The 21,873-nt window shown below is 70.7% G+C and carries 21 protein-coding genes; 14 read left to right on the forward strand and 7 right to left on the reverse strand.

Features of this window, described 5'->3' with window-relative positions; all coding sequences use genetic code 11:
• Positions 1 to 121 precede the first annotated feature (121 nt).
• Positions 122 to 1,531: an NAD-dependent malic enzyme gene (locus BXA11_RS13825; RefSeq protein WP_076434848.1), complete on the forward strand. Its 1,410-nt coding sequence runs from the start codon at positions 122 to 124 to the stop codon at positions 1,529 to 1,531.
• A gap of 102 nt (positions 1,532 to 1,633) precedes the next feature.
• Complete coding sequence (locus BXA11_RS13830) at positions 1,634 to 2,209, forward strand: YqgE/AlgH family protein (protein ID WP_076434849.1); 576 nt, start codon at positions 1,634 to 1,636, stop codon at positions 2,207 to 2,209.
• 116 nt (positions 2,210 to 2,325) lie between these two features.
• On the opposite strand, the gene BXA11_RS13835 is transcribed toward BXA11_RS13830, so the two are convergent.
• Entirely contained in the window at positions 2,326 to 3,720 is a 1,395-nt protein-coding gene (locus tag BXA11_RS13835; protein WP_076434850.1) for a cellulase family glycosylhydrolase, read from the reverse strand.
• 260 nt (positions 3,721 to 3,980) lie between these two features.
• Between BXA11_RS13835 and BXA11_RS13840 the strand changes: the two genes are divergently transcribed.
• On the forward strand, positions 3,981 to 5,003 hold the full coding sequence (locus BXA11_RS13840) for a leucine-rich repeat domain-containing protein (protein ID WP_204053671.1): 1,023 nt from the start codon (positions 3,981 to 3,983) through the stop codon (positions 5,001 to 5,003).
• A 75-nt stretch (positions 5,004 to 5,078) separates the two neighbouring features.
• On the opposite strand, the gene BXA11_RS13845 is transcribed toward BXA11_RS13840, so the two are convergent.
• Entirely contained in the window at positions 5,079 to 5,720 is a 642-nt protein-coding gene (locus tag BXA11_RS13845) for a TetR family transcriptional regulator (protein WP_076434851.1), read from the reverse strand.
• Positions 5,721 to 5,855: 135 nt separating this feature from the next.
• Between BXA11_RS13845 and BXA11_RS13850 the strand changes: the two genes are divergently transcribed.
• The 6 genes from BXA11_RS13850 (at position 5,856) to BXA11_RS13875 (ending at position 13,485) form a co-directional block, all read left to right on the forward strand.
• Entirely contained in the window at positions 5,856 to 7,421 is a 1,566-nt protein-coding gene (locus BXA11_RS13850) for an MFS transporter (RefSeq protein WP_030510938.1), read from the forward strand.
• Between the two features lie 85 nt (positions 7,422 to 7,506).
• Complete coding sequence (locus BXA11_RS13855) at positions 7,507 to 7,767, forward strand: DUF3039 domain-containing protein (RefSeq protein WP_030510937.1); 261 nt, start codon at positions 7,507 to 7,509, stop codon at positions 7,765 to 7,767.
• A 71-nt stretch (positions 7,768 to 7,838) separates the two neighbouring features.
• Positions 7,839 to 9,224 (forward strand): zinc metalloprotease, encoded by a 1,386-nt coding sequence (locus tag BXA11_RS13860; RefSeq protein ID WP_076434852.1) that lies wholly within the window; start codon positions 7,839 to 7,841, stop codon positions 9,222 to 9,224.
• Positions 9,225 to 9,411: 187 nt separating this feature from the next.
• Positions 9,412 to 10,320, forward strand: coding sequence for a hypothetical protein (locus BXA11_RS13865; protein ID WP_076434853.1), 909 nt, complete (start codon positions 9,412 to 9,414; stop codon positions 10,318 to 10,320).
• Between the two features lie 506 nt (positions 10,321 to 10,826).
• Positions 10,827 to 11,360 carry a hypothetical protein gene (locus tag BXA11_RS13870; protein ID WP_143734251.1) on the forward strand — a complete coding sequence of 178 codons (534 nt, stop codon included), beginning with the start codon at positions 10,827 to 10,829 and terminating at the stop codon, positions 11,358 to 11,360.
• A gap of 370 nt (positions 11,361 to 11,730) precedes the next feature.
• On the forward strand, positions 11,731 to 13,485 hold the full coding sequence (locus tag BXA11_RS13875; protein ID WP_030510933.1) for a DEAD/DEAH box helicase: 1,755 nt from the start codon (positions 11,731 to 11,733) through the stop codon (positions 13,483 to 13,485).
• A gap of 67 nt (positions 13,486 to 13,552) precedes the next feature.
• Here the strand turns inward: BXA11_RS13875 and BXA11_RS13880 are convergent, their stop codons facing one another.
• The 4 genes from BXA11_RS13880 to BXA11_RS13895 form a co-directional block, all read right to left on the reverse strand.
• Complete coding sequence (locus BXA11_RS13880) at positions 13,553 to 14,302, reverse strand: coiled-coil domain-containing protein (protein WP_143734252.1); 750 nt, start codon at positions 14,300 to 14,302, stop codon at positions 13,553 to 13,555.
• 268 nt (positions 14,303 to 14,570) lie between these two features.
• Positions 14,571 to 15,203 (reverse strand): hypothetical protein, encoded by a 633-nt coding sequence (locus BXA11_RS13885; protein ID WP_143734253.1) that lies wholly within the window; start codon positions 15,201 to 15,203, stop codon positions 14,571 to 14,573.
• Between the two features lie 114 nt (positions 15,204 to 15,317).
• Positions 15,318 to 15,890 (reverse strand): nicotinamidase, encoded by a 573-nt coding sequence (locus BXA11_RS13890; RefSeq protein WP_076434857.1) that lies wholly within the window; start codon positions 15,888 to 15,890, stop codon positions 15,318 to 15,320.
• A gap of 94 nt (positions 15,891 to 15,984) precedes the next feature.
• Positions 15,985 to 17,229, reverse strand: coding sequence for a nicotinate phosphoribosyltransferase (locus tag BXA11_RS13895; RefSeq protein WP_239105016.1), 1,245 nt, complete (start codon positions 17,227 to 17,229; stop codon positions 15,985 to 15,987).
• A gap of 90 nt (positions 17,230 to 17,319) precedes the next feature.
• On the opposite strand from BXA11_RS13895, the gene clpS reads away from it, so the two are divergent.
• The 5 genes from clpS (at position 17,320) to BXA11_RS13920 (ending at position 20,043) form a co-directional block, all read left to right on the forward strand.
• Positions 17,320 to 17,607, forward strand: coding sequence for an ATP-dependent Clp protease adapter ClpS (clpS, locus tag BXA11_RS13900; protein ID WP_030510928.1), 288 nt, complete (start codon positions 17,320 to 17,322; stop codon positions 17,605 to 17,607).
• Positions 17,607 to 18,131, forward strand: coding sequence for a DUF2017 domain-containing protein (locus BXA11_RS13905; protein ID WP_030510927.1), 525 nt, complete (start codon positions 17,607 to 17,609; stop codon positions 18,129 to 18,131). Before clpS ends, BXA11_RS13905 begins: the two co-directional genes overlap by 1 nt.
• A 10-nt stretch (positions 18,132 to 18,141) precedes the next feature.
• Positions 18,142 to 18,558 (forward strand): M67 family metallopeptidase, encoded by a 417-nt coding sequence (locus BXA11_RS13910; RefSeq protein WP_030510926.1) that lies wholly within the window; start codon positions 18,142 to 18,144, stop codon positions 18,556 to 18,558.
• 258 nt (positions 18,559 to 18,816) lie between these two features.
• On the forward strand, positions 18,817 to 19,095 hold the full coding sequence (locus tag BXA11_RS13915) for a MoaD/ThiS family protein (RefSeq protein ID WP_030510925.1): 279 nt from the start codon (positions 18,817 to 18,819) through the stop codon (positions 19,093 to 19,095).
• Positions 19,096 to 20,043 (forward strand): PLP-dependent cysteine synthase family protein, encoded by a 948-nt coding sequence (locus tag BXA11_RS13920; RefSeq protein WP_076434859.1) that lies wholly within the window; start codon positions 19,096 to 19,098, stop codon positions 20,041 to 20,043. It begins immediately after the preceding gene.
• Positions 20,044 to 20,146: 103 nt separating this feature from the next.
• On the opposite strand, the gene BXA11_RS13925 is transcribed toward BXA11_RS13920, so the two are convergent.
• Positions 20,147 to 21,769 (reverse strand): DUF3352 domain-containing protein, encoded by a 1,623-nt coding sequence (locus BXA11_RS13925; protein WP_076434860.1) that lies wholly within the window; start codon positions 21,767 to 21,769, stop codon positions 20,147 to 20,149.
• Positions 21,770 to 21,873 lie beyond the last annotated feature (104 nt).

A 21,873-nucleotide genomic window follows, 5' to 3' on the forward strand; every position in this document is an offset into this window, starting at 1 on the left:
GGATAGCACCCATGAGCCGTCCAGCCGGATGCGCGAGCGTGGCCGCCCACGCGGAGGCCGCGCCCCACTGGAGCAGCCGGGAGAGCACGGCCAGGCATCACCCGCAAAGGAGCGGATAGACGTGGCCACCGTGCCCAGCGTGTCCTACTCGATCACCGTGCGCCTCGAGGTGCCCGCAGGGGGCAAGGCGGTCAGCCTGCTCACCCACGCGGTGGAGAACGCGGGCGGCGTCGTGACCGCCCTCGACGTGACCAACGCCGGTCACGAGAAGCTCCGCATCGACGTGACGTGCGCGGCCAAGGACGCCGACCACGTGCAGGCGATCGTGGACAGCCTCGGCGCGGTCGAGGGCGTCGCGATTCACAAGGTCTCCGACCGGACCTTCCTCATGCACCTCGGCGGCAAGATCGAGATGCAGTCGAAGGTCCCTCTGCGCAACCGCGACGAGCTGTCGATGGCCTACACCCCGGGCGTGGCGCGGGTCAGCCTGGCGATCGCGCGCAACCCGGAGGACGCCCGCCGCCTCACGATCAAGCGGAACTCGGTCGCCGTCGTCACCGACGGCTCGGCCGTCCTCGGCCTCGGCAACATCGGCCCCGCCGCCGCACTGCCGGTGATGGAGGGCAAGGCCGCCCTGTTCAAGCGGTTCGCCGGCATCGACGCCTGGCCCATCTGCCTCGACACGCAGGACGTGGACGAGATCGTCGCGACCGTGCGGGCCATCGCGCCGGGCTTCGGCGGCATCAACCTGGAGGACATCTCGGCGCCGCGCTGCTTCGAGGTGGAGCGGCGGCTGCGTGAGCTGCTCGACATCCCGGTCTTCCACGACGACCAGCACGGCACCGCCATCTGCGTGCTCGCCGCGCTGACCAACGCGCTGAAGGTGGTCGGCAAGGAGCTGTCCGAGGTGCGGATCGCGATGGCCGGCGCCGGCGCGGCCGGCACCGCCGTCCTGCGCCTGCTGCTGGCGGCCGGGGCTCGGAACGTCGTCGTCTGCGACTATCGCGGGGCGGTCCACCTCGGCCGCGACGACCTGGACGACTCGCTGCGGTGGATCGCCGAGCACACCAACGGCGAGGGGTACGGCGGCGACCTGCGCGGCGCGGTCAAGGGCGCCGACGTCTTCATCGGCGTCTCCGCGCCGGGGATCCTCGCCGGGGACGACATCGCCGCCATGGCGAAGGACGCGGTGGTGTTCGCGCTCGCCAACCCCGAGCCGGAGGTCTCCCCGGACGACGCCCGCGAGCACGCGGCGGTCGTGGCCACGGGCCGGTCCGACTACCCCAACCAGATCAACAACGTGCTGGCGTTCCCGGGCGTGTTCCGCGGCCTGCTCGACGCCCAGGCGAACGGGATCACGCTGGAGATGCTCCTCGCGGCGGCCCGCGCGCTGGCCGCGGTCGTCACGAGCGAGGAGCTCGGCCCCAACTACATCATTCCCAGCGTCTTCCACCCGGACGTGGCCAACGCGGTGGCGGCGGCCGTACGGGAATCGGCCGGAGGCAGGGCCCGCGGCTTCACCGAGGCGTGATCGATTCACCGGTCGGTGACGCCACCGTCACGATCGGTAACATGACGCGGCAAACCGGGGTCGGCGTACACGAATCCGCAATCCTCCCTCATGATGGGATGTATGGCGGAGGCGATCTACGTCGGCGGGTTGCTTGTAGCGACGCCACTGCTCGACGACCCCAACTTCCGGCGTAGCGTCGTGCTCGTCCTGGAGCACGACGAGGACGGCGGCACCCTGGGTGTGGTGCTCAACCGGCCCAGCGAGATCGCCGTGACCCAGGTCTTACCTTCGTGGGACGCCCTGGTCACGGGTCCTCCGGTGCTGTTCGAGGGGGGCCCGGTGCAGACGGACAGCGCGCTCGCGCTCGCCGTCGTGCTCAGCGGCGAGGAGCCGCTGGGCTGGCGCCGTCTGCAGGGCAGGGCGGCGGTCTCGCGCCTCGGCACGGTGGACCTCGACGCGCCCCCGGAGATCCTCGCGGGGGAGATCTCCCAGATGCGGATCTTCGCGGGCTACGCGGGCTGGACCGCGGGACAGCTCGAGAGCGAGCTCCAGGAGGGCGCCTGGTACGTCGTGGACTCCGAGCCGGGGGACACCTTCCACGCGAACCCGGCCACGCTGTGGCGCAACGTGCTGCGCAGGCAGAAGGGGGACCTGGCGCTGGTCGCCACCTTCCCCGACGACCCCCTGCTCAACTGATCCCCCCGGTGCGCCTGTTCTGGCGCGCCGGTCCTGGCGCGCCCGTCCCGGGCCGGCCGTGACGCGCGGAGGCCGGGCGCGGGGAGCGCGCCCGGCCGTGGGCGGGACGCCGCGTGTCAGCTCGCGGTGCAGCTCACCGCCGGCACCCCGTTGGCGCCGTTCCAGGAGCCGAGGAACCCGAACGAGGTGGACGCTCCGGCGCCGAGGCCGCCGTTGTAGCTCACGTTCCTGGCGGTTATCGACGACCCGTTCGACGTCACCGTGGCGTTCCACACCTGGGTGATCGCCTGGCCGTTGGCGTAGGTCCAGGTCACGGTCCAGCCGGAGATGGCGCTGGAGCCGGCCTTGACGGTCACCTCACCCTGGAAGCCGCCGCCCCACTGGTTGGTGACCGTGTAGGTCGCCGCGCAGCCCTTGGCGCCGCCGGGGGACGGGCTGGGGCTCGGGGACCTGCTCGGAGAGGCGCTCGGAGACGCGGACGGGCTGGGGGAGGCGGACGGGCTGGGAGACGGGCTCACCGGCGGCTGGCCGCTGTAGATCGTCGCCTCCTTGGCGGTCGACTTCACGCCGTTGGCGCCGTTGAAGAGCCGCTGGCCCCACGAGGTGAGCTGGTTGACGTTGAAGTTCGTCACCTGGTCCAGGTATTCGACGCCGCCGCCGTTGCCGCTCCACGACCAGCCGAGGTAGCCGACGCCCCGCGACTGGGCCTGCGACATGATCGTGTCCTCGTCGGGGTCGCCGTCCGAGTGCATGTTGCCGAACTCGCCGATCACCAGCGGCAGGCCGGCGGTCTGGAACGCCTGGAGGTAGCCGGTGACCTCGGCCGCCGTGTCGAAGACGCCGTACATGTGGATCGAGAAGACGGTGTTCTTCTGGGGGTCGCTGTCGAAGACCGAGGCCGCGTTGTCGCGCATGACGAACTGCCAGTCCTGGCCCCAGTTGGGCGCGTCGACCATCAGCAGGTGCTGGAATCCGGCCGCCCGCATCCTGCTGATCGCGCTCTTGGTCGCGCTGGTCCAGGCGGACGGGCTGTTGTTGCCGTACGGCTCGTTGCCGATGTTGATGACGATGTAGTTCTCCTGGCCGGTCAGCACGCTCTTGAGACCGACCCAGTAGTCGACCGCCTGGTCGAGCGTGTACGCGCCGCTCTGCTCGCCGTATCCGGTGGTGTCGTGGTTCTCCAGCACGCAGATTAACCGGTTCTGCTTGCATAACGCGATGACGTTGGCGACGTCGCTCGCGGCGTTGGCCGTCCAGCGGCCGCCGCTCAGCACGACGCGGACGGTGTTCGCGCCCAGGGACTTGATGTTCGCGAACGAGCTCGTCTGGCTCGGGAACCAGGTGTGGGCGTGGCTGGTGCCCCGCATGATGAACTGGTTTCCGTTGGCTTCGAGGATCTTCGTGCCGCTGACGTGGAGTCCGGTCGCGGCCTGGGCGCTCTGGGTCATCGCGAGCACTGACGTCAAGAGGGCGAGGAGGGCCGCGCCCGCGGCGATGAAACGTGTTCTCATTCTGTACCTCGGGTGGGGGGATCGGCACCGGTGGAAGCGCCGAACGCACGATAGGCAGGGGGAGGCGGGGCCGTACAGGAGACGGCTCTTGGGGTGCTCTTCGGCGGGCGCGCCCCTACTGAACCGGTTCGGCAGCGCGTGCCATCGGACCAGCGCGATCTCCTGCCGTAGGCCCTCACCTGGGCCGTGTCATCCCGATGAAACGTTCACCGGACGGTCGCTGCGCGGGGGCGCGGAGGCCGTCTGTAGAGTCGGCTGCCATGCCTGATCTCGGTCTGCCCGATCCCGGCGTGCCCGATCCTGGTGAGCCCGATCTCCGCTGGGCGCCTCCGGGCGCCGTGCGGTTCGCCGGCGGGGTGCCCGTCGCCCTCGTGGCGCCCGGTGCGGGGCTGCCGTCGCTGCCCGCGGCCGTGGGCGACATGGCGACGCTGCGCCGCATCGACCTCGACGGGAACGCGTTGACGACCCTGCCCGGCTGGGTCGGACGCCTGGAGCGGCTGCGGGTCCTGTTGCTCTACGGCAACCGGATCGCGGCCATCCCGCCGGAGGTGGGGCGTCTCGCCGCGCTCGAACACCTCAGCGTGGGGCGCAACGCGCTGACCGCGGTGCCGGACGCGCTGTGGCGGCTGAGCCGGCTGCGGTCGCTCAACCTGGCGGAGAACGAGATCGCGGACCTCCCCGCCGGCCTCGCCGGCCTTCGCGAGCTGCGCATGCTCGACCTCGGGCACAACCGGCTGCGCGAGGTGCCCGCGGAGATCGGCGATCTGCCCCGCCTCACGGACTACCTCTACCTGAGCGACAACGGGTTCACCTCGGTGCCCGCCTCGCTGGGGCGGCTCGACCGGCTCGGCTATCTCAACCTCGCGGAGAACCGGCTGGCAGCGCTGCCCTCGTCGATCGGCGGCATGGCCGGCCTGCACGAGCTGCGTGCCCACGACAACCGGCTGACCACGCTGCCGGAGACGATCGGCCGTCTGACCGGCCTGCGCGAGCTGCACCTCAGGAACAACCGCCTCGCCGCGCTGCCCGAGTCGCTCGGCGGGCTGCGGGCGCTGCGTCACCTGGACCTGCGCGGCAACCCCCTGGAACGGCTGCCCGGCGCCGTCGTACGCCTGACCGAGCTGACCCACCTCGATCTGCGGGCGACCCGCCTCACCACGCTGCCCAGCGGGCTGGCGGAGCTGCCGCGGCTGGAGAAGCTCGACCTGCGCTGGGTCAAGTTCGACGAGACCCCCGCCTGTGTCCGCCCGCTGCGCGAACGCGGGTGCGTCGTCCTGCTGTGAGGACGGCTCCGAGGGCGGCTCCGAGGGTGGCGGTGCGGGCGGCGGTGCGGACTGCTGTGCGGACGTTCCGGCGCGTCAGCCCGCTGCCGTGGCGGGCTGGGCCGTGGCGGAGCGTACGGGCAGGTCCCAGCCGGGGCACAGGGAACGCTCGGCCAGCGTGAGCAGATCCTCCAGCCGCCGCGCCAGTATGGCCGGGTCCTGTGTGCGCTCGTCGAAGCAGGCGAGGGCCACGCTGACGAAGACGGCCACGATGAACTGCGGCTGGAGGTCGCACGGGTCGGCTCCCAGCCTGCGGGCCACCTCGGCGACCAGCCTGCGCTCGTTCTCCTTGATAAGCCGCATGGTCCCGGCGAGCAGGGCGGGTGTGGAGTGCACGACCTTCTGGCAACGCAGGTACCTGCCCGTCTCCGCGTCATCCGCCTCTCGTAGCATCTTCAGCAACGAGCGCATCGCCTGACACAGGGCGGTGAACGGCGACTCCGACTCGGGACGTGAGACCAGCTCGGCGAGGAGCATCCGCTGCTCGTCGGCGGTCAGCGAGAGCGCCACGTCCTCCTTGGAGGCGAAGTACCGGAAGAACGTCCTGGGCGACACCTCCACCTCGGCGGCGATCTGGTCGATCGTCGTCGCCTCGTAGCCCCTGGTGAGGAAGAGGTCGAGGGCCGCGTCGATCAGAGCGTCCCGCGTCCGCTGCTTCTTGCGTTCGCGTAGACCCATGGCGGTCACCTCCTCGAAACTGCCGGTTCACAAACTCTCAGTTGTCACAGTATGTCGGATAAAAGGATTTGTCATCTGTCATCGACTGACATAAATTACTGGCCGTCGACACAGTGGTGCTAAGGGGGAATCTCCATGACTCAAGCCGTATCGGTGGACGCCGACGCGCCTCCAGGACGAGGCCAGGGGCATCCATGGCTCACGCTGCTCGCCGTCTCACTCGGCGTCATCATGGTCATGCTCGACGGCACGGTCGTGGCGATCGCGAACCCGGTCATCCAGGTCGAACTCAAGGCGACGCTGGCGGACCTGCAGTGGGTGACCAGCGGTTATCTGCTCGCGCTGGCGGTCTTCCTGATCACGGCCGGCAAGCTCGGCGACCTGTTCGGACACAAGCGCGTCTTCCTGATCGGCGTCGCGGGCTTCGCGCTGACCTCGCTCGCCATCGGCCTGTCGTCCTCGATCGGCGTGCTGATCGCGCTGCGGGTGCTCCAGGGACTGTTCGGCGCGCTGCTCCAGCCCGCCGCCCTCGCGTTGCTCCGGTCGGCGTTCCCCGGTGAGAAGCTCAACATGGCCATGGGGGCGTGGGGCGCGATCATCGGGCTGTCGAGCGCGGCGGGCCCGATCGTCGGCGGCCTCCTCGTGGAGAACGTGAGCTGGCAGTCGGTGTTCTTCATCAACGTGCCGGTCGGCGTGGCGGCGTTGGCGTTCGGGCTGTGGGCGCTGCGGGAGCGCAGGGCCAAGATGCTGTCCCGGGTCGACTGGCTGGGCGTCGTGCTGCTGTCCGGCGCGATGTTCGCGCTGGTGTGGGCCATCATCAAGGCCCCCGAGTGGGGCTGGGGCGACGCCAAGACGCTCGGCTTCCTCGCCGCCGCCGTGGTGGTCGGGGCCGTGTTCCTGTTCTGGCAGTCGAAGGTGAGCGAGCCGCTGCTGCCGCTGAGCCTGTTCCGCAACGCCTCGGTCTCGATCGGGACCGTTCTCATGATCCTCATGTCGTTCGCCATGTTCGGCGCGATGTTCTTCCTCACGTTCTTCTTCCAGGGCGTGCACGGGCTCACGCCGCTCGACTCCGGCCTGCGGATGCTGCCCATGAGCGCCGGCATGATCGTCGCCTCGCCCATCGCGGGCATCCTCATCGGCAAGCTCGGCCCGAAGATCACCATCGCGGGCGGCATGGTGATCAGCGCCTTCGCGATGTTCCTCATGTCGCGGCTCAGCGTCGAGGCCGCCTTCGCCGACAGCGCGATCCCGTTCGTGCTGCTCGCGTTCGGCCTGTCGCCGGTGTTCGTCGGAGCCACGGAGATCATCGTGGGCAACGCGCCGGAGGAGCTGAGCGGCGTCGCGGGCGGTGTGCAGAACTCCGCGATGCAGATCGGCGGCGCGCTCGGCACCGCCATCCTGGGCGCGGTCGTGTCGGCCAAGGTGGCCGACGTGCTGCCCGGGTATCTCGGCCCGGCGGCGGCCGCCGTCCCGCCCGCCCAGATGGAGGGCCTGAAGGCCCTGGCGTCGGTGGGTCAGGCCCCGCCCGGACTGACCGGCCCCGTGGCCAAGACGCTCGCGGACGCGGCGCACCTGTCCTTCATGGACGGCCTGCACCTCGGCTTCGTCGTGAGCACGGCGGTCGCCCTCCTCGCGGCGGCCCTGGCCCTGTTCGTCAAGGCCGGTCGCAAGACCGAGGGCGCCCCGGTCCACATGGGCTGACGTCCGGTCTCCTCCGTACGGCCTCCGCCACCCGGCGGAGGCCGTACGCGCGTCCGGGCCTGGTGCGGCTGCTCGCTCAGTAGACTTGGTATCCGTGAGCGGCACGAAGATTCTTCCCGAGAGCGACGTAACACCCCGACTCTCGCACGGCGACGGTGACCACGAGCGCTTCTCGCACTTCGCCGACAAGAACAAGATCACTGAGAGCTACGTCACCGGCGCGCCGGTGCGGGCGCTGTGCGGCAAGGTGTGGGTGCCCAGCCGCGACCCGAAGAAGTATCCGGTCTGCCCGGAGTGCAAGGAGATCTACGAGGGGTTGCCCAAGGGCGAACCGTCCGGCGAGTGAGTGTCGATCCGGGATCATCGCGTCCCCTGCGGCTAGGGTCTGCCTTCTGACCAGCCGTATCGGGGGAACGAATGGTTCGGCGACCTATCGCCGTCGTCCTTGCATGCCTCTACGCGCTGGGCGGCGCGTGCGCCGTCCCGGCGTCCGCCGCCTCCCGGGCGCCCGGTGGTCTCACCGGCGCCGCGCTGCGCGCATCGCCGGCCACCCGGCCCGACGCCTGCCTGGCCCGTCACGCCGTTCCCAAGCGCCGGCACGGCCGTGCCCACGGAGTCACGCAGCGCCGGCACGGCGTGGGCGGGCTCACGCACGCCCCGGAGCCCCGTGAGCCGGGGCCGGACGAGATCGCCCGGATGTCGGCCGACCTGGCCCGCAGGCTCGGCACCGCGACGCCGAGAGAAACCGCGCAGCCACGAGACGCCGCGCAGGCCGCAGTCACTCCGCCGCCGGGGGTGACGGCCCGGCCGGGGAGCGGGGCGGGCGACCGGCGGATCGGTTCAGGGACAGTCGAGCGGATCACCGTCCCGGTGTGGGTGCACATCATCAAAGACCACGCGCTCGGCCTGCCCGACGCCGCCGTCTCCCGGCAGATCGCCGCGCTGAACACCGCCTATTCCGGCGGGTACGGCGGCGCCGACACCGGCGTGCGCTTCGAGCTCAAGGGCATCACGCACACCGAGAACCGGAGCTGGTTCCGCGACCCCCTCGGCTACGAGGAGCCGATGAAGAAGAAGCTGCGGGTCGGGGGTCCCGAGACGCTCAACCTGTACATCGCGCAGCTGAGCCGGCTCGTGCTCGGCTACTCCACCTATCCGTACTGGTATGACGACGAGCCCGTGCTGGACGGCGTGGTGATCGACTGGCGGAGCGTCCCCGGCGGCCCGCTGCGCGACTTCGCCAGAGGCTTCACGGCCGTGCACGAGATCGGCCACTGGCTGGGCCTGCTGCACACCTTCGAGAACGGCTGCAAGGCCCCGGGCGACTCGGTGGACGACACTCCCGCCGAGGCCTACCCGACGAACGGCTGCCCTGCGAAGAAGGACACCTGCCCCGCTCAGGGCGGCGATCCGATACGCAACTTCATGGACTACGCCCAGGACCGCTGCATGCGCGAGTTCACCGCGGGCCAGGGCGTACGCGTCCACCAGATGTGGGACGCCTATCGCCGCCCCGGGCCGCAGAGGGCCGACGCGGGATTGCATAAGGCCGCAGCGGGTGCTCAGGCGGACGCCGCGAAGGCTCAGGCGGACGCCGCCGCCGACGGCGCGGACGCTCCCGCCAGCATCGCGAACGACCTCGCGAACGACGCCGGGAGTGACGACACTGTGAGCGATCCCGGAAACGACCCCGCGGCCGACGCCGGGTACGACACTGTGAACGATACCGGGAGCGGCGCCGTGAGTGACCCTCTGCCGGGCCTCGCCGCCCAGGGCTCTGACAACCCCGCTGGCGACATGTAGGGCGATGGGGGATCATCAGGAGGAACAGGGCGATGACGAATCGGCCGGATCCGTTGACGTCGTGGCGTGGGGTGTGAGTAACTCCACAGCAGCGTTCATGGTCACGAAGCCTCGCGCCCGGCCGTGAGCGCCGAGTCGCTCGCCGGTTCCGTCCCACGTGCCCGGCCAGGCCGCCCGGGGAGGCTTTGTGGATGACCAGTGGACCCGCCGGGTCTGGCCACCCGCGGAGGAGGAGTCCCCGCCGTCCGGGCAGGGCCTCACTCGCCCGTACGGCGTTCCGGGCGGGTCGCCGCGGTCGTCCACGCAGCCCGCGTCCCCCCAGTGGCCCACCCGGCCGTACGGCGGCCCTGAGCCGGACCGGAATTCCGCCGAGGAGAGCCTCACCGGCCTGTACGGAGCACCGGTCGCCGAGCGGCCGCAGGCAGGACGCCCGGTCTGGCCCTCGCTGGGCCTGGAGTCCGCAGAGTCCGCGGAGCCCGAGGACGACCTGCCCCCGTCGGCCAGCCGCTACCGTGCGCCCGAGACGCCTCCCCGCCCGATGCCGCGGTGGCTGCGGCGCCTCCTCGTCGGCGGCCTCGCGCTGGTCTGCTCGGCCGCCGTCATCGGCGCGGTGGTGGTCACGGTGCTGCACCGGGCCGAGAGCGCGCCCCCCACGGTGATCCACGATCAGATCGCCGGGGTCGCCTACACGTTGCCGCCGGAGTGGCGGGAGGGCGTGGTCGCGCCCGTGACCGGCTTCACCTCCGTCGCCGCGCGCGGAGACAGCGCCACGGTCATGGCCCGGGCCGGCGACCGGGTGGACCCGCCTAATCTGCGTTCGGCCGTCATCGACCTGAGCGATCTCTACACGCAGCTGCTGCTGCACGGCGACAAGGTCGAGGTGCTCGACGACCGCGCGGTCACCGTCGGCGGGCGGCCGGGCCACACGCGGGCCGTGCGGGCCGAGTACACCGACGTGGTGAACGAGCCCGCCTTCATGCGGGTGACCCTGCTGACCCGGCCGGACGGCGGCAGCACGGTCCTGCTCGGGCTGGCGCATCCCGACCGTCCCCAGTCGCGCGCCGAGATCGAGGGCCTGATGTGGGGGGCCCGCTGAGGTCACCGTCGATCTCGTCGACGCTGCTTCTGCTGTCCCGCGGCCGCGCGGTTCTGCGGTTTCGTGTTTCTGCGGACCGTGCCGTCCACTATGTCGGAAAAAGCGTCTGCTGCCCCTTGTTGGATCATTCACATCGATATGAACGATGAATCGGGAAAGCAGGCGACATAGTGGCCCGCCTCTTTGTCGCGTATGTCCGATCGAATGCACATATCGGGGCGTTGGCCTTTTCTCCGATGCTCGATGACGTGATAGTGGGAGATCTCGGTATTTTCGGTGCGGCTTTGAGATAGGCGTAGCATCTGTTTGCCCGTATCCGATAAGTGGCTCGCTGCCCGCGTTTCCCCGGACAGGTATCTTCAATGTCGCATCGCACGAAAACGCGGTGACCCGGAAACACCAATTCTCACCATGGGGGGGAAATCAAATTGATTTCTCGTAGGAGCAGCTCGGCCTCTGGTTCGCGTGGCGCCGGTCGCCTGCTGGCGCGGGCCGCCGCAGTGGCCGTGACGTGCGCATCTGTGGCGCTGTCCGGTGCGGTCGCGGCGAGCGCAGCAACGACGAACACCACCCCGGCCACGCAGGCGACGGCTCCGCAGGGCGGAGGGGATGCGCAGAAGTTCATTCCCTTCCCGAGGCTCGCCGCGACGAATATCGTCACCAACTTCACGTTCGCCGCCGGCGCGACGACCATCACCCCGACCGCCACCCGGGCTTTCACCGGGTCCGCGCGCAGGGGTCACGTGTTCGTCAACGACGGCAACGCCTGGACGGACCTCACGCCGGTCTTCGGCAACTCCGGCTTCTACTACGACATCGCCCTGGCTCCGACCACCAGCACGGCGGTCCCGGGCGGGGCCACCGGGGTCACGCTTCCCGGCACCGGTGCTCCCGCTGGACAGGTGAGGGTGACGGTGCGGCGGGCGGACGGCGCGATCCTCCGCTCCGACTGCACGGTCAGCTCCCTCAGCGGCGGCGGGACGCTCGGCGCGTTCCTGCCGCTGGCCACGGCCAACTGCACGGCCCCGCAGACGCTGTGACGGCTGGCACCGACTGACAACACTCAGGGCGGACAGCCGCGGAGCCCGATGGCTCCCGGGGCTGTCCGCCCTCGTGTGTCAGGGCACCGGCCTGCCGGGAAGCGGCTACCGCAGGGAGCGTCTTCCGGCCGGTGAACGCACGCGGCGCCACGGAGAAGGAGACCGGAGGCAGGATGCCCCGCGATGGTGGCCTGGGGCGGCCGCGGCAGCGCACCGGCGGTTCTGATGTGCCCGACGCCACACCGGGTGAATTCCGACCGTGCTGCGTGTGCTCGGCGCGTCTTGTCGGTCCGGCGGGCTAGTCTGAATCCACTGTGAGGGAGCGAACCGATAGAGACATCAGTGTTCCGATGAGTTCGGGGAGGCGTCGTTGAGCGTTTCGGCCGCGTCCCACCTCTCCCCGTCCTACCCCGACAGAGCCGCCTGGGGCACCGCCCCGAAGCTGCGCGCATGGCAGCAGCAGGCCTACGACCTGTACTTCAGCCGCGAGCCGCGCGACTTCCTGACCGTCGCCACCCCCGGCGCCGGCAAGACGACCTACGCACTGCGGATCGCCAGCGAGCTGCTCAGCCGCGGGGTCGTGCGCGCCATCACGATCGTCACCCCCACCGAGCACCTCAAGCGGCAGTGGGCCGACGCCGCGGCCCGGGTCGGGATCAGCATCGACCCCGAGTTCAAGAACAGCCAGGGCGCCACCTCGCGCGACTACATCGGGGTCGCGGTCACCTACGCGCAGATCGCCATGCACCCGGCGCTGCACCGGGCCCGCACCGAGGCGCGCAAGACGCTGGTGATCTTCGACGAGGTCCACCACGCCGGTGACGCGAAGTCGTGGGGCGACGGCATCCGTGAGGCGTTCGAGCCCGCGACCAGGCGACTCGGGCTGACCGGCACCCCGTTCCGATCCGACGACAGCCCGATCCCGTTCGTCACCTACGTGGAGGACGGCGAGGGGGCGATGCGGAGCGTCTCCGACTACTCCTACGGATACGGCCCGGCCCTGGCCGACGGCGTCGTCCGGCCGGTCATCTTCCTGGCGTACTCGGGAGAGATGAAGTGGCGCACCCGCGCGGGCGACGAGATCGCCGCCACACTCGGCACGCCGCTGACCAAGGACCAGCTCTCGCAGGCGTGGCGGGCCGCCCTCGACCCGAAGGGCGACTGGATCCGCCAGGTCATCCACGCGGCCGACCGGCGCCTGACCGAGGTGCGGCGGGGCGTCCCGGACGCGGGCGGGCTGGTCATCGCCTCCGACCACGAGGCGGCCCGCGCGTACGCCCGGCACATCCGTGCGGTGACCGGGGAGGGCGCCGAGGTCGTGCTCTCCGACGACCCGGGCGCCTCCAAGAAGATCAAGGACTTCGGCGTCTCCGACCGGCGCTGGCTGGTCGCGGTCCGGATGGTCTCCGAGGGCGTCGACATCCCCCGGCTGTGTGTCGGGGTCTACGCCACGAGCACCTCGACCCCGCTGTTCTTCGCTCAGGCCGTCGGGCGTTTCGTCCGCGCCCGCAAGCGGGGGGAGACCGCGTCGGTCTTCCTGCCCTCGGTGCCCGTCCTCATGGGCCTGGCGGGCGAGATGGAGGAAGAGCGCGACCACGTGCTGGGCCGCCGCCGCGACGAGGACGGCCTCGACGACCTCCTGCTGGAGCAGGCCCAGCAGGACAAGAAGCAGCCCGACGCGCTCGGAGACGAGCTGCCCTTCCAGACACTGGAGGCGTCCGCGACCTTCGACCGGGTGCTGTTCGACGGCGGCGAGTTCGGCACCGCCGCCGCGCCCGGATCGCCGGAGGAGGAGGACTTCATCGGCCTGCCCGGCCTGCTGGAGCCCGACCAGGTCGCCTCGCTGCTGCGCAAGCGCCAGGCCGACCAGCAGGCGGCCAAGCGCAAGACCAAGAAGAGCGAGGAGCAGGCGCCCGCCCTCGCGCCGCATGAGCAGCTCGCCGAGCTGCGCAAGGAGCTGAACGGCCTGGTGGGCGCGTGGAACCACCGCACCGGCCAGCCGCACGGCGTCATCCACGCCGAGCTGCGCCGCGCCTGCGGCGGGCCCGCCATCGCCCAGGCCACCGCCGAGCAGGTCCGCGAGCGCATCGCGATGATCCGCAAGTGGGCCACCCAGCGCAGGTGACGCACCAAGGCCCTCGGTTCGCCGTCTGATTAGGACAGCGCACCGAGGGCAGCACGTGAAGGCTTTGTCAGACCGAGCGTCGCGTGGGGTTGGCGTCGATCTCTGTCTTGGGGAGTTCCCTCTGGTCTGTCGGCCGTGCCGTCGCGGACAGGGAGTCCAATCGGTCCAAGATCAGTTTGAACATCGCGGCGTTGGTCCCCGCCATCGTGTCCACCTGGCGGCTGACCGCGTTGACCTGCTCAGTCAATGCGGACATGCTCTCGCCTAGGCCGTCCACCCGCTCAGTGAGAGTGCCGACGCGTTCGGAGAGGCCGTCCACCCGCTCGGTGAGGGTGTCGACTTGGGTCGTGAGGCCGTCCATCCGGTCGGTCAGGCTGTCGACGCGGGTGGTGAGACCGTCCACCCGCTCGGTGAGGGTGTCGACTCGGGAGGTGAGGCCGTCCATTCGGCCAGTGAGGGCGTCGACGCGTTCGTTGAGTCCGTCGACTCGGGAGGTGAGGCCGTCCATCCGGTCGGTCAGGGTGTCGACGCGTTCGCTGAGTCCGTCGATGCGCCTATCTAGACGGCCGATCTCGCTGTCGATGCGGTCGAATCGGACAGTGACGACGGTCATCTGCCTCTTGAGAACGCTGACGTCGGCTCTGGTCTCCTCGGCGATCCGCTCGATTCGCATCAGGCGATCGCTCATCGCATCGATCTTGTCCCAACTCGGCTGCAGCGCGTCGTATGCGTGGGCTGCTGCCTGCTTGAAGCAATCGACGCTCAGTTTCTCCATTTCATTCTCCAGACGCTCGACGCGTTCTCTGAGTGTTCTCACGTTCGGTCCTCCGATGCTGCTCGCAACGTAGCCGAAGCTCGCTGGGGGGGAATAAGAGCGCGGCAGGTGCGCGGAGGTAATTGCTATCAGCTCGGAGGCCGGCGGGATGAGAATGCGCGAGGCGGATTTTGTGAGGCTCCGTCAGCGGGGTGAGGATAGTTCGCTACCGGTGTGACGAATATTCACCTGGCTCCGCGTGTTCTGTGCGTCGTGTCCCCATTTCCTGCGATTCGTGAATGGCTCATCTTCAACTCGCCGCGCAGGTGCGCTACGAGGTGCGGGAGCGCAACGGGATCTTGTCGCCGGTGTGGCCGTTGATCGCCACGTAACGCCGGTGGCGACGGGTGACCGTGCTGAGCCGGAGGCTGAGGGAGGCCATGCCCTGCTCCACGCGTACGGGAACGTTGTGCGCTCCCTCGTGCTGCCGCGCCTTCGCGCCCTCCTGCAGCCAGATGCGCAGCCGGCGCCCGGCCTGGTGGACGGCCACCGTCGCGACGTCGCACTGCGCGGACGACGCGGGCCAGTACACGGTGAGGCCGTGCAGGGCCCTGCCGTGGAACGACAGCCGTACGGCCTCGGGGTCGGGGACGCGGGAATCACAGGCGGGCGAGCCTTCGGGCGCCGGGGACGGTGTCGCGGCCGCCGCCACGCCGGGGGACCGCACGGGCGCCACGTCCGCCGGACGGCTCGCGTCGGCACGCGGGTCGCGTACGGCGACCGTCTGGGCGGGCTCCTGGGCGAACCCCACGGTCATCGTGACCGTCTGCAGGGCCGCCAGCGTCAGCGCGCCGCTGGCGCGGAGCACGCCCCTGTGGCCGCGCCCGAAGAGCAGCCAGATGCAGACCGGGGTCAGGACGAGCCAGCTGAGGCCGAGCAGGAACGCGAACATCGGGGCCGCCAATCCACGAAGGGTCGTCGCTCTAGGTAATACACCCGTGACGCTTCGTGGTGAAGTCATTGACGTCCCAGGCCGCGCGTGTCCCGGCCCGGCCGCCCGGGTCGCCGGTTTTGCGGGTCAGGAGCGGAGGACGGGCTGCCCGGTGAGCTCCACCCCGGCCTCGGCGAGGCGGGTGAGCGCCGACTCGGTCGTCTCGCGTGCCACGCCGGCCGTCAGGTCCAGCAGGACCCGTACGGCGAAGTCGTGGGCCGCCGCGTCGAGGGCGGTGGCCCGGACGCAGTGATCGGTGGCGATGCCGACGACGTCAACGGCCTCCACGCCGCGCTCGCGCAGCCACGCGGCCAGGCCCACGCCGTCGGCGGTGGCGCCCTCGAACCCGCTGTAGGCCGCCTGCCGCGCGCCCTTGCTGAAGACCTCCTCGACCTTCGCGGTGTCGAAGGCCGGGTGGAAGTCCGCGCCGGAGGTGCCGACCACGCAGTGCGGCGGCCAGGAGTCCACGAAATCGGGCTCGGCCGCGAAATGGGCGCCGGGATCGACGTGGTAGTCCCGGGTGGCGACCACGTGGTCGTACGCGTGCTCCTGGACATGGCGGCTGATCGCGGCGGCCACCTCGGCGCCGCCGCCGACCGGCAGGCTGCCGCCCTCGCAGAAGTCGTTCTGCACGTCCACGACGACGAGTGCGGTCTTCATGGGGTCACCTCACAGTGACGATCCTCAACGTGGCGATCCTCGACCTGGCGATCGCGGAGGACCGGCGTCGTCCTCATGCGCCGGTCCCCCGCGATCACTTGAAGATAGTAGGGACTGCGGGGTCTCCGGGGGAGAGGCTGCACGCCTCCAGCGGCAACTCGGCCAAAGTCGCCCGGTGGCGGTCGCGGGCGGCCGCCAGGGGTTCGCGGCCGACGACCTTGCCGTCCCGCACGAGTTCGGCCAGCAGCGGGCGGTCCTCCGTCTCCACCGGCGTCTCCATCGGCTCGCGGGTGACGACCTCGGCGGTCGCGGTGCCGCCGGCGGTCCTGCGGTAGGCCCACTTGCGCCCGCCGACACTTGGCTTGCCGACGGACGCCTTGGCGACCGGCTGGAGCCGGCCCGTGTGGTCCTCCCGGGCGACGAGCTTGTAGACGAGGCTGGCCGTCGGATGACCGGAACCCGTGGACAGGGCGGTGCCGACACCGTAGGCGTCCACCGGCGCCGCGGCCAGCGCCGCGATCGCGAACTCGTCCAGGTCGCTGGTGACGACGATCCGGGTGCGGCTCGCGCCCAGCTCGTCGAGCAGGCGGCGCACCTCCACCGCCACCACCGCGAGGTCGCCGGAGTCGATGCGCACCGCGCCGAGATCGGGCCCGGCCAGCTCCACCGCGGTCCGTACGGCCTTCGCCACGTCGTAGGTGTCCACGAGCAGGGTGGTGCCGAGCCCGAGCGAGTCGAGCTGGGCCCGGAAGGCGTCCTCCTCCGAGTCGTGGAGCAGGGTGAACGCGTGGGCGGCGGTGCCGGCGGTCGGCACGCCGTACAGGTGGCCGGCCATGAGGTTGGAGGTGGAGGCGAAGCCGCACAGGTGGGCGGCCCTGGCGGCGGCGACCGCGGCGTACTCGTGGGTGCGGCGCGAGCCCATCTCGATGAGCGGCCGGTCGCCGGCCGCCTGAGCCATCCGCGAGGCCGCCGCCGCGATCGCGCAGTCGTGGTTGAGTATCGACAGGGCAATCGTCTCCAGCAGCACGGCCTCGGCGAACGTCCCCTCCACCACCATGATCGGCGAGCCGGGGAAGAACGCCTCGCCCTCGCGATAGCCGTACACGTTGCCGGAGAAGCGGTACCCGGCGAGGAACTCGCCGGTGGGCTCGTCCACGATCCCGGAGGAGCACAGGAACTCGATGTCCTGCTCCTCGAAGCGGAAGTCCTCAAGCGCGTCGAGGAACCGCCCGGTGCCGGCCACCACCCCGTAGCGCCGTCCTCCGGGCAGCCGCCGGGCGAACACCTCGAAGACCGCCCGCCGGTGGGCCGCTCCGCTGGCGAGCGCGGCCTGGAGCATCGTCAGTTCGTACCGGTCGGTCAGCAGGGCCGTGCCCGTGGTCGTGCGCACGTGTCGAAGACTACGACGGTCGTGGTGCAGGATGGGTACGTGGGTAGCACAGCTCCAACCGAGGTCGAGCGTCCGTCGTCGGACGTGCGTCCCGATCTGCCGTGGCTCACGATCGTGTGGAACGACCCGGTCAACCTGATGTCGTACGTCACGTACGTCTTCCAGACCGTGTTCGGCTATCCCCGCCAGAAGGCCGAGAAGCTGATGATGGACGTCCACCACAAGGGCAAGGCCGTCGTCGCCAGCGGCACCCGGGAGGAGATGGAGCGGGACGTGCAGATCCTCCATTCCTACGGCCTGTGGGCGACCGTCCAGCAGGACAGATGATGAGCATGGGATTCCGGGCGACGCGCGACGGGGTGGCCGTCCAGCTCGACGCGGGCGAGGTGTCGATCCTGCGCTCGCTGGTGTCGCAGGTGCTGGGCCTGGTCGAGCCGGGGGCCACCGGCGACGACCCGCTGGAGCGCGCCCTGGGCATCGGCTCCGCGGCCCCGCCGGCCGACCCCGTGCTCGCGCGGCTGTTCCCCTCGGCGTACTCGGACGACGACGACGCGGCGCAGGAGTTCCGGCGCTACACGGAGGCGACGCTGCGCGACGGCAAGCGGGCCGACGCGACCACGCTCCTGGAGACGGCGACGCCGGGCCATCTGACGCTGACGGCCGACCAGGGCCAGGCGTGGCTGCGGGCGATCAACGACGTCCGCCTCGCGCTCGGCGTGCGGCTGGAGGTCACCGAGGAGGTCCACGAGGAGATCTCCTCGATGTCCGAGGACGACCCCCGTTATCCGGCGTTCGTGACCTACGACTGGCTCACCTACCTGCAGGACACCCTTGTCAGGGCGCTTTGGTAGGTTTCGCAGCATGCTGACGATCTCACGCGAGCTGGTCGACAAGATCGTGGCCCATGCCCGGGCCGACCACCCCGACGAGGCGTGCGGTGTCGTGGCCGGGCCCGCCGGGTCCGACCGTCCCGAGCGGTTCGTCCCCATGGAGAACGCCGAGCGCTCCCCGACGTTCTACCGGTTCGACTCGATGGAGCAGTTCCGCGTGTGGAGGGAGATGGACGACCTCGACGAGGTGCCCGTCGTGATCTACCACTCCCACACCGCCACCGAGGCGTACCCGTCCCGTACGGACATCAGCTACGCCTCCGAGCCCGACGCCCACTACGTGCTGGTGTCGACGGCCTCCGAGGAGGAGACGCCCTTCCGGTCCTACCGGATCGTGGACGGCGTCGTGACCGAGGAGGAAGTCAAGATCGTAGAGTCGTACGGTTAAACTTGAACCATGGCTAACGATGACGCTCGTCCCGTGTCGTCACCGGCTGTCATTTCGCGCCGGGTACGCCCGGAATCTCCTGTTCAGGCGTTCCTCTTCGCGCACACGCCGTCTGTCGTCGTCTACGACTGTCGCTGAACCCGGCCGCCCGCTCGGCGCCGGGGAGGAAGACCGCTGGAATCGCCGTCCGCCTGGCCCTGTTCATAGCAGGTGGACGCTCATCATAAGACGACCACTGATCAAGGAGATTGAGCCGACATGGCCATCGAGGTCCGCATTCCTACCATCCTCCGCAGCTACACCGATGGCGCCAAGGCGGTCAACGCCAAGGGATCGACCCTCGAAGAGCTGATCGGCGACCTGGAGTCGCGCCACCCGGGCCTGAAGGACCGGCTGATGGACGACTCCGGGCTGCGCCGCTTCGTCAACGTCTACCTCAACGACGAGGACGTACGCTTCCTCGGCGGGCTCGGCACCCCCGTCGCCGACGGCGACACCGTGACCGTGCTCCCGGCCGTCGCGGGCGGAGCGCGCTAGATGCGCTTCGACTCGTTGATCGACTCGGTCGGGCGCACCCCGCTGGTGGGTCTGCCCCGGCTCTCGCCGTCTCCCGACGTACGGATCTGGGCGAAGCTGGAGGACCGCAACCCGACCGGGTCGGTCAAGGACCGGCCGGCGCTGTGGATGATCGAGCAGGCCGAGAAGGACGGGCTGCTCACGCCGGGCTGCACGATCCTGGAGCCGACCTCCGGCAACACCGGCATCTCGCTGGCGATGTCGGCCCGGCTCAAGGGCTACAAGCTGATCTGCGTCATGCCGGAGAACACCTCCGAGGAGCGCCGCCAGCTGCTGCGCATGTGGGGCGCCGAGATCATCTCTTCGCCGGCCGCGGGCGGCTCCAACGAGGCCGTGCGGGTGGCCAAGGGCCTCGCGGCCGAGCATCCCGACTGGGTGATGCTCTACCAGTACGGCAACCCCGCCAACTGGCGCTCCCACTACGAGTCGACCGGGCCGGAGATCCTCGCGGACCTGCCGACCGTGACCCACTTCGTCGCGGGGCTCGGCACGACCGGCACGCTGATGGGCGTCGGCCGCTACCTGCGCGAGCAGGTGCCGGACGTGAAGATCGTGGCCGCCGAGCCGCGGTACGGCGAGCTGGTCTACGGCCTGCGCAACGTGGACGAGGGGTTCGTGCCCGAGCTGTACGACGCGTCCGTGCTGACCACCCGCTACTCGGTGACCTCGGCCGACGCGCTGCGCCGGACGCGTGAGCTGCTGGCCACGGAGGGCATCTTCGCGGGCATCTCGACGGGGTGCGCCCTGCATGCGGCAATCGGCATGGCCCGCAAGGCCGTCCAGGCGGGGGAGCGGGCCGACATCGTGTTCATCGTGGCCGACGGCGGCTGGAAGTACCTGTCCACCGGCGCGTACGAGGGCACCCTCGACGAGGCGGAGGACCGGCTCGAAGGCCAGCTCTGGGCCTGACCACCGCCGAAGGCTGACCGGCTCATCCCGCCCGCTCCGGCGGGTGGGCCGGAGACCCGGTTCGGGTGGGATGAGCCGGAGTATGGGGTTTTGGGTGGTGTCCCTAGTCGAACACGACCCGGAGGGTGAAGGTCGAGCCGTCCTCGCCGTGGGTGCCGCTCAGGCCGACCGCCCGCAGTTGCTCGACGTCGGCGCGCTCCTGGCCCTTCAGTCCGTCCAGGTAGAGCTTCTCCAGCCGGTCGAGGTCGGCGTACACGGCGTAGGTGGCGTTCGCGGCGTCAGGGACAGCCAGGCGGAAGGTCTCGCTCTCACCAAGAGAGCCGCCGCCGTTGAGCGCGTCGGCGTACTCCTGGGTGCTCGCGATCACGAACCGCCCGTCGCCCTCGGCGGTGGCGATGTCGGCGGACCTCTCCATGCCGTTCAGATGACCCTTGAGCCGGTCCACCACGTCGCGCGCCTTGGCGGTGTCCGTGGTGAGCACGGCGCCGACCCGGGGCAGCGCGCCGTCCAGGTCCTGCTCGTCCAGGGCGAGCGTGAGGGTGCGGCCGAGCAGCGTCGCGAGGTCGTCCGGCAGGGACAGACCGTACTGCGTCCGCGCCTCGTCGAGGACCTGCCGGACCATCGCGCCGCCCGAGCCGCTCGCCGCGCTCTCGACGGACGGCCACTGCTCGCGCAGCAGATCGCCCAGGCCGGAGACCGAGGCCGCCGCGACCGTGGAGGCGGGCAGCTCACCGATCCTCACCGGCTCCGGCCGGCCCTGAGTGGCCGTCCCGCCGCGGGTGATCCCGGCCAGCTCGGCGTAGTCCCCGGAGAACCGGAGCGCGCCGGCGAACCGCATGCCCCGGATCTGCTGCAGCACGGGCGTCGCGGCGACCTCGCTCCAGCCGGCGTCGGCGACCTTCTCCACGTCCATCCAGAACGACAGCACGCCCGGCTCGCCCAGCGCGTCGAGGTCGGCGGCGAAGCGCGGCTCGCCGGACAGCGGCGCCGCCTTGACGTACTCGTCGGCCAGCTTCTGGCTCGTGGCGATGACGGCGTACCCGTCGCGGAACGCCAGGCCGCCCTTGCCGTCGCCGAGGCCCATCTTTGCGATGCCGGTCCGGGCCGCCGCCTCGTCCTTCACCTGTACGGCGAGCGCCCCGACGGGGTCGCCGCCGCCGTCCGCGGGGAGCACGGCGAGGCCGGCGCGGTCGCCGAGCCAGGGTTCGACGTCCCTGGCGTAGTCGACCTTGGAAAGGCCGGGCTCGTCTTGCTGCAGCGCAGTGACGAGGGCCTTGCGGGGGTCGTCCCCGCCGAAGGCGTCGCGGGTGGCGGAGAACTTGCGGGCGATTCCGAACAAGGCGAGCTTCTGCCCGGCCGACGGGTCGAGGTCGAGCCGTACGTAGGCCATCGCGTTCGCGGGCAGCACGTCCTGGGGTTGCGTGCCGCCGCCGCTGAGCTTCGAAGCGGCCCACACGCCGCCGCCGCCGACCACCCCGACGAGCACGGCGGCCACCAGCGCGAGGATCCAGCCGCGCCCGAGCCGGCCCCGGCCGGGAGGCGGCGCGGGCGAGCCGGGCACAGTGGCGAAGCCGATCTCCTCCGGGTCCGTCCAGGACGGCAGCCGCACGGTGGGCGACTCGTTCGCGGCGGCGCGGGGAACGCGATAGGCGACGGTGCGGTCGAGGTCGGGTTCGTCGCCCGGCCGCCACGGGTTCGGCGGGTTCGGGGAGGCATGGGGGGACATGGGGCTCACTCACAGGCGTCGTCGTCAGATACGCCGTGAAGGTAGGCGCGGCCGGTAGCGGCGCGCTTGCAGCCCGCTTGACGGCGGACTCGGCACTGCCGGCC

The sequence above is a fragment of the Microbispora rosea genome (assembly GCF_900156315.1).
GTDB lineage: Bacteria > Actinomycetota > Actinomycetes > Streptosporangiales > Streptosporangiaceae > Microbispora > Microbispora rosea.